Genomic DNA, 11,312 nt, shown 5'->3' with positions numbered 1-11,312 from the left:
TGTGGGCATTTTGAGCTACTTCATCGACGGCAACTGACATCTCATTCATTGCTGTTGAGGTTTGCTCTAATTGTTCCATTTGGGTTGCCGAGCTTAAATTCATATTATTTGCTGTTTGGGTTATACCTTCTGCAAATTTAAGCAACTCGTCGGAAGAACCCCTAATAATTTGAATTGTGCTGCTCAATTCACTTACCATTGAAATTACTGCAGCGTTTATTCCAATTGCATTCCCGTGATCTTGTTTTATGGCGGTGAAATCACCACGCGCGATTTTTGATACAGTTTCTTCTATTTCTGAAGGCTCTCCGCCGATAGGGCGATAGACTAGTTGTTCAACAATAAAATAGACACATCCGGCACTGATTAGAAGGAGAATTAATGATGTAAAAAGTGATTGCACCAGGTTGTCTTGTGAATCTCGCTTTACGTTTACTTCTTCATTCCAAGCCCAAACACTCCAATTCAGTTGGCGCAATTTTGCGGCAGACCCTAGGTACTCAATCCCATGATGAACGTACTCGAAGCTTTCTTCTTTAGATGTATCGCGAGTTTTGAGATAAGGGATCTCATTGTAAATATTTTTACCAATTAGGCTTGGATTTTTTGCGGCTAATATAAAACCGTCTTCCCTTGTGACAAAAACCTTGTTGTTGGCTGTAAGTTGTTTTGTGAATTGGCTTAAGTCGTTCAAAATTAGGTTCAGAGCAATAACACCAACGATTTTACCTTTTTTATAAATTGGTCTTGCTAGGGCCATTACGTTGTCGCCCGTTTTGGCGGTGTAAGGGCGAGTTATTATTCGCTCTTCACCTTTCATTCCTTTTAGAAACCACTCGCGTTGCAGCGTCTTAGCATTAAAATTTTCGATGAGACCATTTGTTTTTGATGAGTAAGAGGTTCCGTCGAGCAAAGCAAAATATACATTGACCGAATTGGTGGTATTTCTTGCACTATTTAGTATTTTTACGGCTGCAGAAAGTTCAACAGCTCCATTAGGGTTAAACTTTAACTCATCACTAGCTAAGCTTAGGACATCAAAGTAACGGCTAATTTTTTGTTCAATCGTGTCGGCAATCAGTTGAGACTTATAGCCTAACTGCTTTTTGTAACCCTCTGTTGATGAATTTTCGAAATTCTTCCAACTTAATAAGGTTGTTGTCATGATTAAAATGACAGTCAGCATCATTATAGAAAGGATAATTTTTAGTTTCGCAGTCATAATTAATTCCAATATCGATTTGTTTATTATTTAAAAATAGTTTTACCAGAATAGGTAAGGTATTTAATGCTTAATACGTATCTAATATTACGATTTTCCCTAATTCTGTGTCTAAACTATATTCATTAAAAACATTGGACACGAGAGTACAAAGGGTTAAAGGAGAATTGGTAAGTCTCTATTCCATTTGTTGATGCGTTTATGATATACCTTAGTTGAACACCCCATGTGGATTAGTATGGGGGAATTAACGCTTACTTTTCACCATAAATAGCAACGCTATAACCAAACTCAGCTGCCCAGAGCTGAGTTCCGTAATCGAAATACCACCATTCATCTTTGTCAGTTCGAAAGCCTGCACTTTCCATAGCTTGGCGCAACAGCCGGCGATTATCTCTTCCATCTAAGTCAACTAATGTCAGATCAACAGAGCCTCCAGTCGCATGAGGTGGAACGCGTTCAGGATTATCTGGAACAGTGACAAACTTTCCTACTTCAGTTGATCCTCATCCCATTCGGGGTGTTCTGTGCTGAGCTCTGACCAATTTACTTTATACATAGACACGTCGATATGTTATTTGTCATAAAAGTATAACTTAATTTTTTATGTGAATTAAGGTGTAGATATAGAGTGGGCATAGACTATTACAGAGAGCGCTAAATTGAAAGCATAAACCCTAAAAATCATGCGCTTGAGAACTTTTTGATAAATTTAAAGTTTAATTAATATGGTTTTGAGATTACATTGGGCTTGTTGAGTAATCTGGTCCTATATCTGGCGTATGGGAATATTTTTTGGTTGATGTCGACGTTAAATAGGCCACTGGTACATTGCGTTATTTTCAACGTTTAGGTAAGCCCATTACAAACGTTAAAAATAAATGCTGCTAGGAATAATTACAAGTAATACATTAAGAACAACTGTTGCGCGTGCAATGGTTGTGGTGTAAAGTGTTTGCAGGATGATTAAAAAATCAGCCTATACTTGAGCTGGTTACTATTTAGAAATGTAAATGTAAATGTGAATGGCAATCATATTTACGGGTAAAAATAAGGTTGTTCGAAGCGGGTTATTCATTACGAATATTCCTTTTCTTCACCTCTTTAATATTGGGAACTGACATGATATTTCTTACACGCCCGATTTCGGCAGCGGTTTTGACTGGTATGCTTGCTATATCAGGTGTAGCAATGGCCGACACTATCGAACTACGCATTATGGAAACCTCTGACATTCACACTAATTTGATGGATTATGATTATTACAAAGACAAACCAAACGAGAAAATTGGTCTTGTTCGTACCGCGACTTTAGTCAAATTGGCTCGTGATGAAGTGACAAACAGCCTATTAGTTGATAATGGTGACATCATCCAAGGTAGCCTTATGGGCGATTATATGGCTCATAAAGGTATTAAAAAAGGTGACGTTCATCCTGTTTATAAAGCGATGAACTTGCTTGATTACGAAGTCGGTAATTTAGGTAATCATGAGTTTAACTATGGGTTAGATTTTCTAGAAATCAGTATAGCGGGAGCAAAATTCCCATACGTAAATGCTAATATTTTTGATGCCAACACTGGCGAGAATTATTTCACACCTTATATAATCAAAGAGTACAAAATGGAAGATACTGATGGTAACTATCATCAGATTAAGGTCGGTTACATCGGATTTGTTCCACCGCAAATTATGGAATGGGACAAAAAACACTTAGAAGGGAAGGTCATAACTAAAGACATTACTGAAACAGCAAAAAAGTTTATCCCTGAAATGAAAAGCAAAGGCGCAGATGTAATTGTTGCTATTCCACATTCTGGTATATCGAGAGAAGCTTACAAAACGATGGCTGAAAACTCAGTGTACTACCTATCTCAAGTGAAAGGTATTGATGCTATTGCTTTTGGTCACTCTCATTCAGTATTTCCGGGTAAAGGCTTTGATAACATTCCTGGTATCAACAACGAAAAAGGAACTATTAATGGTGTTGCAGCGGTTATGCCGGGACGTTGGGGTAGCCATCTCGGTGTTATGGATTTTGTACTAAATAAAAAAGGGGATAAGTGGATCGTTACGCCTATTCAAACTGAGGCCCGCCCAATTTATGATGGTAAATCACTCGCCCTTGCCGATATGGATATGCGCAAAGCTCTATTAAAAGATCACAAAGCAACCAGAGCGTTTGTGAACCAGCCGACTGGTCAAGTAAATGATGTCATGTACAGCTACCTAGCGCTGGTTCAAGATGATCCGACAGTGCAAATTGTCAATTTAGCGCAGAAAGATTATGTTGAACGCTTTATTCAGGGCGATCCAGATTTAGCTGATATACCTGTCCTTGCAGCTGCCGCACCATTTAAAGTTGGGGGGCGTAAAAATGATCCAACCAATTTTACTGAAATAGAAAAAGGGCAGTTGAGCCTCCGAAATATAGCTGATCTTTTATATCCTAGTGACCTCATTGCCTTGAAAGTCAGCGGTACAGAATTGAAAGAATGGCTTGAGTGCGCTGCGGGTCAGTTTAATCAGATAAGCACAACGACTACAGCGGAGCAATCACTGATCAAATGGGATGGTTTTCGTAACTACAACTTTGATATTATCGACGGTGTAAGTTACCAGATTGATGTTACTCAACCAGCCCGTTATGACGGGGACTGTAAGCTCCAAAATCCGGATGCAGAGCGCATTATCAACCTAACTTTTAACGAAAAATTAGTTGTTCCTACGCAACCATTTTTGATTGCAACGAACAGCTACCGTGGTTCTTTAGGTAAATTTCCAGGCACTGGTGGTGACTACATAGCATTTACTTCACCAGACGAGAATCGTACTGTTGTCGCTGATTACATTAGCCGTATTACGAAAGAGCAGGGTGGCGTTAACCCATCTTTTGACAAGAACTGGTCATTTTCATCAATTAAGTCAAATAAAGAATTGAATATAACTTTTGAAACATCGCCAAGTGAAAAAGCAGCTGAGTTCATTAAAGCTAAAGCCGTATATCCAATGACGTTGGTTGGTAAAGATAACATTGGATTTGCAAAATATCGTATTAATTTGCAATGAAGCAATATAGATATCCAGTTTAAGATTCCTATGGGTAATTGATCCACAACGGCATATCCCATATATATGCCATTCACATACGTGAATGGCATATGCGGTATCTTACCTTTCACAATCCGAACGCATCATTAATGGTAGCTTTGTGGATTATGAATTAAAGCAGCGCATGCATCATACCGCGGAAGTCTTACATCATTTTATGCCTGCTTTAAAAAAGATCCGACGCCTTTATTATCTATTCGGCATCTGAATTAGATGGTCAACCGCTCTATCAAAATGAAATTCAAGTTGAAGGAGATGAATGGTATATCAAGCAAGATTATAAACACCGAGATGCAACATTTGAAGAAATTTTTCATATGGTTCATGACACTGGTATTGGTGTTGACCAAAATGAAGCGTTTATAGGGTCACTCCCTGCATATCAAAGCGAGATCCGAAGGGACTATGACTAATGGCATATGGGGCTCAGTGACTCATTAACTACGTAAAATGAGTCACTGTCTTGTAGGCTCTTAAAGTTCGTTGAACTGGTCTAGCCATTTAATGAAAGAGCTTGATACTTGCGTAACGGTACAAGCACCATAGTTAAAAAACCATACCGGTGCATCTGTTTGTGTACTGGCACAATCACTAAGTTTGAAACAGAACATGTTACCCTTACAATCCGATGCAAACAAAATATGCCCCTTTGGCATGCCGCTCATTTCATATAGCTGTGATAGTGACGCGACGTCTTCTAAGCTTAAGAAATCTTGAACTTCAGAAATATCGGAATTTAAATCGCAAATTTTAGTTAACACATTTGGCGTGTGAACCAAGCCATATGTAGATATTAAATATTTGTATGAATCAGGTAAGATACCCTGTAATTTTGATTCAAGCTCTGCAATATCCTGAGTATTTATTGGCACCATGGCGTTTTTACTGCCCCAGTTTTTTACAAATGTATCAATGCTGTTCATTTTAAATACTCCAAGACCGTTAACGGTACATTACCGTGATTCACGATGAAAATTGTCTTAATTTAATAATTAAAGCAAGATACAGATGATAACCAGATGATTCAATTAATTATTACTTTTTTAATTTTGATCTAAGAAAATTAGACATGAAATAGCGTTTTTCGCTGCTTAACCCCCAGCCTAAGTTAAGTCTTTTATTCCCTTCTAATGATAAATGTCTATTTTTATGTAAATTGACTTCTTTCACTTGGTCTATATTTTTCCAGCCAAATCTTCGGTACCAGCCAAATGAACCTATACCTATAAAGATAAGCGCCTTGCCATTTTCATTACGGACACATGTTCGACCAAATATATTCATTAATGTAAAAGTCATTAAGACAATACTTCCTAGTAGGAAAGGCAAGCCAAACAAAGATAGACTTGGGTCGAATTCACCATTGATTAGCTGAGAACCGTATATCCCAGAAAGAGATCCTCCAGCCCAAACGAGTGTGAAGGGGACGAGGAAAATAGCAGTTATACTTCTATTTGAGGCCTCAATTGACCAGTTATAGCCGTTATCTTCCACTTTGATGCCACTTACTGGCTGGTTAATATCAAAATTGTTGTTGGGCTGTTTTTCTAGTATAGACGATAGGATTAAGAGGTTTTGGCAGCTCGAACAGTAGGCGGTATCTTTAGCTACATTGATGTCTTCGGTTTCAATTTTTCTTTTACATTGGGTGCAAATAACGTCCATTTTAGATTCTTACTCCTGTCAATTGAATGACATTCATTAAAGGCATTCTTCCTTGTGTTCGTCGTAAGCGGATGTACGAAGATCTTTACAGGTTTGGCCGATAAGAAAGTCTCATAGATAGGCATATAGTACCGATAAAACTTGGAGTGTTAAAGGGAAGTGAGGTATGGAATTACTCTTTAATAACAAGGTATTAAAAAGTAATTAGTCTGGGGTTAGAATGTTATCTACCCATTAGAAACCTGTTGAATCTACAAATTTTTCTGGGGAAATACTGCTACAGCATGCTTCTTTATATTGAACATAACAAACGGATTCATCATACCCTACCTTAATAAACCAGCAATTTGGATCTGATCTGTCTTCGCTAAAAACTTGAATATCTTTAGCGTCGAGGGATATTAATTCAACAATTCCAAGACCAACACCTTGTTTGCCTTTGCTTTCAGGGTATTTATATCATGAATCAACCGGTCCTAAATTAGCTTGGATAGCCCTTAGCGAATCTGGTCCTATATCTGGCGTGTTCTGTAATGCACTGAAGAAGAAACACTTTTTTACAAATTTATATGGTATTTAAAATGCCATATTTATACTTATTGCATTTCGCGTATACAGAATGACATCATTTTTGCAGTAAACGCCGTTGCGGCATTGACTCGAACGGCAGGCCAGCCATCGATAATTTCGTATTGATGATAGGCGCATTTCTAAATTACATTTATATCATCAATGAATACTATATAAATCATCAATTGGACGATATGTATGGGTTTTGGCAAAGTAGCGTTATCGGGTCTGCAAGGACTAAACGAATAACAGATAAGGGAACACACCATGGCTAATAAACAAGGATTTCATAATAAAAACTTACCTGACATGCGCAGCGCTTTCAGTTGGGGATTGAAATTGAGTGATTTCAATGAAATATTTTTTGTCACAGGTCATGCCGACTGTAACCCGCAATTTATCACCCTACATCCTGGGGATCCAGTTGCGCAGACACGCCTTATTCTTGCACAAATGAAGGACTTTCTAGAGGAGGCCGGATTCAGCGTTAACGATATCGTGCGTACTGATTGGACATTCGTTAATGAAGTCAGTGGAGATCAATTTGGTGAAATCGCGGCAGTATGGGAAGAATTTCTGATTGATGTAGAGGTTAAACCTGCCACTGGTACATTACGTTATGTTCAACGTTTAGGGATGGCCGATATGATGGTTGAATACGAAATGATGTTAGCAAGGTAATGCTAGTTGGGGATTTTAGTTATCACACTAGCCCAAATCATTTTAATTATTCCACTCTTACTATATAGTTTTATCCATACAGTTTTATCAATCGCCGCATTGATTACCAATAGGATGAAAATTTACTTATGGCTGAGTTATTTAAGGACGTTTATTGCACTGCATTTTATGAGCAATTCTCGGGTGTATTAACGAAGGTGTTACCTGACTTTGATTCAGTTAAGTTTCACCAAATGATTTTTAATGATAGCTTTGTGGGGTATGAACTAAAGCAGCGTATGCATCATACGGCGGAAGTCCTTCATTATTTTATGCCCGTTGATTTTAGTGACGCAGTTGTAGTTCTTAAACGCATTATTCTCGAATTGAGAACTGAGGGGATTAAAGAGCAAAGCCTTGAGTATATGTGCCTGCCTGCTTATATCGAAATGTATGGGCTTGATGATTATGACACTGCTGTTGATGGCTTTGAATTTGTAACGCAATACACCAGCTGTGAATTTGCAGTTAGACCTTTCATCATACGTTATCCAACCCAGATGTTAGTGCAGATGTTGGCATGGACTACACATGAGAGTCGCCATGTCCGCCGCTTAGCCAGCGAAGGTTCGCGACCTAGATTACCTTGGGCGATGGCATTGCCTGCATTTAAAACAGATCCGACGCCTTTGTTAGCTATTTTAACTGCATTGAAACAAGATGACTGTGAAGTTGTAAGGCGGAGTGTGGCGAATAACCTCAATGACATTGCTAAAGATAACAGTGATGTGGTAGTACAGATAGCAACGCAGTGGTTAGGTTACAACGAATTGACTGACAAACTTGTCAAACATGCGTGCCGCACTTTACTTAAGCAAGCACAGCCAGAGGTCATGGCGCTGTTTGGCTTTCAACAAGACCAGATAAAACTCACCGCAATGGCTATCACCACGCCAGTTGTAAAAGTGGGAGGTAAGCTTACATTTAACTTCTCGATTGAAAATATCAGCCAACAACCTCAAAAATTACGCTTGGAATACGGACTATATTATCTCAAGAAGAATGGCAACTTAGCCCGTAAAGTGTTTAAAATCAGTGAGCGAATGATAGCCATGAATGTGCAAGAACAGATAGGTCGCCACCAAAGCTTTAAAGTGATCAGTACCCGCGTATTTCATTTAGGTATACATAAATTGGCCATTATTATTAATGGCCAAGAAAGCGAGGTCAATCCTGACCAAGGCGCTCTGTATAGCTTTGAATTAACGGATTAAAATCATTATTTTCTCAATCATAGTGTGTAATAGTGTGTAATAGAGTGTATGAGGTATGTAAGGGTGTGTAAAAGTAAGAGATCTAATACAGAATGCTTATTTGGTTTTTGATACTCTAATTTCTAATATTTACATGAACGAGAACACTCTTATGGCAATAAAAAAATCGAATATAGCCGCAATGATTATTACTTCTTTATTACTTCTTTATTAGTTGGCTGTAACTCTAGTTCTAGTTCTAGTTCTAGTTCTAGTTCTAGTTCTAGTTCTAGTTCTACTTCATCATCAACAGTGACCGTCGTTGGTATTTCATCAGTACCTAAAGCGCTTTCAGACAAATATACGAAAGCGCTTAGGTTTGACCGATATACTGCTGTAATTGCACCAAATGGACAGCCAATACATATTATTGCTCAAGATCAGTTAAGTAATAACCAAATTGCCAGAGCTCGTTCGGTTTTAGCTCATTACTTAACGAATTATACTTCATCTAAATATGGGAGAGATAAGTCTTCGGTTGCTAATAAAATGGCGGGGAATGGTGCGACGTTACTACTACTAAATGGAAGTGATGATGGGAAGAATCCGGCATCTGAATTAGATGGTCAACCGCTCTATCAAAATGAAATTCAAGTGGAAGGAGATGAGTGGTATATCAAACAAGATTATAAACACCGAGATGCAACATTTGAAGAAATTTTGCATATGGTTCATGACACTGGTATTGGCGTTGACCAAAATCAAGAATTTATAGGCTCACTCCCTGCATATCAAAACGAGATCCGAAGCGCGCAAGTAAGGGCTATGACTGATGACATATGGGGTTTAGGTAATGACAATAAAGATTGGATTATAGAACTTACAACAGAAAATAGTTTATCTCAGGAATATCTTGCAGCTGTAATCGACTCTTATTATGGTCTATGGGGCGCTTGGAAGCAGAAAGACTTGAACAGCGGAGGAATGTGGGGGATATATATAGCAAAAACAAGAGCTGATATTAAAACAAAAGATCCTTTAGGTGCTGTATTAATAGGGGGTTTTTTCCATCCTTATTTAACCTATAATGCTCGAATAGATGAAAGTTTCGATGGAACATTCAGTCTTAAGTATAATGAGTTAAAGCCGTACACAAACCATTCTCGATATCTAAAAGACGTCAGTTTAACGGGTAATAAAAATACGAATGTTGTTGTGAACGAACTCGACAATGACATTACAGGGAACTCTGGTAGTAATACCGTTATATTTTCTGGTGATGTAGACAACTATACGATAACTAAATTAAGTGGTCACTCATATTTAGTTGAAGATCATAGAGACAGTGGTGATGGAAAGGTAACGCTTCATAAAATAGAAAATTTGAAGTTTAATAATGCGATTGAAAAATTGTAAATCCAAGTTCTTGGTTAATTACCTAACCTAGTTTAAGGTCGGCTCGTATGATGGGGCGGCAGTGACTCATTAACTACGTAAAATGAGTCACTGCCTTGTAGGCTTTCTTAAAGTTCGTTGAACTGGTCTAGCCATTTAATGAAAGAGCTTGATACTTGCGTAACGGTACAAGCACCATAGTTAAAAAACCATACCGGTGCATCTGTTTGTTGACTTGCACAATCACTAAGTTTGAAACAGAGCATGTTACCCTTACAATCTGATGCAAACAAAATATGCCCCTTTGGCATGCCGCTCATTTCATATAGCTGTGATAGTGAAGCGATATCTTCTAAGCTTAAGAAATTTTGAACTTCAGAAATATCGGAATTCAAATCGCAAATTTTAGTTAACACATTTGGCGTGTGAACCAAGCCATATGTAGAGATTAAAGATTTATATGAGTCAGGTAAAATACCCTTTAATTTTGATTCAAGCTCTGTAATATCATGGTGTTTATTGGAACCATGACGTTTTTACTGCCCCAGCTTCATTTCAAAACAAAGCGTGTCTGATTATTTATAAGGTATCGTAAGTCGCTTTTAGTGTAAGTTTATATTATGACGTTACATATCTGCATGTATAGAACACTATTATCTATATAGATTCGTACAAATAATGATGATATATACAAGTCTTTGGGTTTGCATGGTTTTTTACATATATAGAAAGAATAGCTAAGTTGAGGTTAACTCGCTGTTAATTGTGGTGGAAAGTAGGCTGATAATATGTCTAATTCACGCTCTAAGTCTTGAGGGTAATAAAACTTCCACCCCTTTAGGACTAATGGCTCAAATACGTACTTTAAGCATTGAACCACCATACAGAGCGATTGTAGAGCATCTACTCCATAAGCGTATTCACAAAATGACAGCTCTGGAATTTCAAGCTTACAGCGGTAATCAGTGCCATCAGGTTCTGGGGTACCAACATAAACCTTCAAGGTTAATGAGCTACCGTCGGGTTGCTTTACTGCATATTCACTAGTGATCAATTGTTTCTCCAAAATGCCTTTAATGTTATTTTTATGTTGGATACGGCACATTATCAAATTACATTCTTATAAACAATGAGTAGTATACAAATCATCAATTGGACGATATGCGTATTATATGTTGATGTGGTATTTTTTAAAATTAAGGACCCAAGCGAGACTAGTGTCGTTCGGGCCCTTAACGGGACAGGGCTGTGAAGAAGGCGGTTGTTACTACTCTCAAGTAAAGTTAGCTGTTTAGCTTAAAGATACTCACTGCATTGGTGAGTTTGTTCGATAGACCAATGAGCTCTGCTGCTTTTTCTTGGTTCGATGAGGAGAGAGCATGAGTTTCTTTCGCTTTGTCATTCACTTCAACAACACTTTGATTAATTTCACCAGC

10 protein-coding genes are annotated in these 11,312 nt (G+C 38.0%); 4 read left to right on the top strand and 6 right to left on the bottom strand.

Annotated features, from left to right (window positions below):
• On the bottom strand, positions 1-1,222 hold a 1,222-nt coding region (locus AKG98_RS14410), incomplete at its 3' end, for a methyl-accepting chemotaxis protein (protein ID WP_198155537.1).
• 254 nt (positions 1,223-1,476) lie between these two features.
• On the bottom strand, positions 1,477-1,644 hold the full coding sequence (locus tag AKG98_RS21945) for a M15 family metallopeptidase (RefSeq protein ID WP_157534143.1): 168 nt from the start codon (positions 1,642-1,644) through the stop codon (positions 1,477-1,479).
• Between the two features lie 700 nt (positions 1,645-2,344).
• Here AKG98_RS21945 and AKG98_RS14405 point away from each other — a divergent pair.
• Positions 2,345-4,291 (top strand): bifunctional 2',3'-cyclic-nucleotide 2'-phosphodiesterase/3'-nucleotidase, encoded by a 1,947-nt coding sequence (locus tag AKG98_RS14405; protein WP_067047123.1) that lies wholly within the window; start codon positions 2,345-2,347, stop codon positions 4,289-4,291.
• 515 nt (positions 4,292-4,806) lie between these two features.
• Here the strand turns inward: AKG98_RS14405 and AKG98_RS14400 are convergent.
• Together AKG98_RS14400 and AKG98_RS14395 are read right to left on the bottom strand one after the other, a co-directional pair.
• Complete coding sequence (locus tag AKG98_RS14400; protein WP_067047120.1) at positions 4,807-5,256, bottom strand: SMI1/KNR4 family protein; 450 nt, start codon at positions 5,254-5,256, stop codon at positions 4,807-4,809.
• A gap of 112 nt (positions 5,257-5,368) precedes the next feature.
• On the bottom strand, positions 5,369-5,998 hold the full coding sequence (locus AKG98_RS14395) for a hypothetical protein (protein ID WP_067047116.1): 630 nt from the start codon (positions 5,996-5,998) through the stop codon (positions 5,369-5,371).
• Positions 5,999-6,835: 837 nt separating this feature from the next.
• Between AKG98_RS14395 and AKG98_RS14390 the strand changes: the two genes are divergently transcribed.
• From AKG98_RS14390 to AKG98_RS14380, 3 genes are all read left to right on the top strand, one after another.
• On the top strand, positions 6,836-7,249 hold the full coding sequence (locus AKG98_RS14390) for a RidA family protein (protein ID WP_067047114.1): 414 nt from the start codon (positions 6,836-6,838) through the stop codon (positions 7,247-7,249).
• A gap of 128 nt (positions 7,250-7,377) precedes the next feature.
• Positions 7,378-8,502 carry a DNA alkylation repair protein gene (locus AKG98_RS14385; protein ID WP_067047110.1) on the top strand — a complete coding sequence of 375 codons (1,125 nt, stop codon included), beginning with the start codon at positions 7,378-7,380 and terminating at the stop codon, positions 8,500-8,502.
• Positions 8,503-8,793: 291 nt separating this feature from the next.
• Complete coding sequence (locus AKG98_RS14380) at positions 8,794-9,897, top strand: hypothetical protein (protein ID WP_228140311.1); 1,104 nt, start codon at positions 8,794-8,796, stop codon at positions 9,895-9,897.
• Between the two features lie 107 nt (positions 9,898-10,004).
• On the opposite strand, the gene AKG98_RS14375 is transcribed toward AKG98_RS14380, so the two are convergent.
• Both AKG98_RS14375 and AKG98_RS14370 read right to left on the bottom strand, forming a co-directional pair.
• Positions 10,005-10,352 carry an SMI1/KNR4 family protein gene (locus AKG98_RS14375; RefSeq protein WP_255358652.1) on the bottom strand — a complete coding sequence of 116 codons (348 nt, stop codon included), beginning with the start codon at positions 10,350-10,352 and terminating at the stop codon, positions 10,005-10,007.
• A gap of 272 nt (positions 10,353-10,624) precedes the next feature.
• Positions 10,625-10,930: a hypothetical protein gene (locus AKG98_RS14370; protein WP_083543991.1), complete on the bottom strand. Its 306-nt coding sequence runs from the start codon at positions 10,928-10,930 to the stop codon at positions 10,625-10,627.
• Positions 10,931-11,312 lie beyond the last annotated feature (382 nt).

The organism is Moritella sp. JT01 (assembly GCF_001574435.1).
GTDB lineage: Bacteria > Pseudomonadota > Gammaproteobacteria > Enterobacterales > Moritellaceae > Moritella.
The sequence above is the reverse complement of the archived record's forward strand: the minus strand, read 5'-3'. Positions and strand labels throughout refer to the sequence as shown.

Coding starts and splice junctions, on each gene's coding strand:
- AKG98_RS14390 (WP_067047114.1), top strand. CDS start 6,836: ATGGCTAATAAACAAGGATTTCATAATAAAAACTTACCTGACATGCGC.
- AKG98_RS14405 (WP_067047123.1), top strand. CDS start 2,345: ATGATATTTCTTACACGCCCGATTTCGGCAGCGGTTTTGACTGGTATG.
- AKG98_RS14395 (WP_067047116.1), bottom strand. CDS start 5,998: ATGGACGTTATTTGCACCCAATGTAAAAGAAAAATTGAAACCGAAGAC.
- AKG98_RS14400 (WP_067047120.1), bottom strand. CDS start 5,256: ATGAACAGCATTGATACATTTGTAAAAAACTGGGGCAGTAAAAACGCC.
- AKG98_RS14385 (WP_067047110.1), top strand. CDS start 7,378: ATGGCTGAGTTATTTAAGGACGTTTATTGCACTGCATTTTATGAGCAA.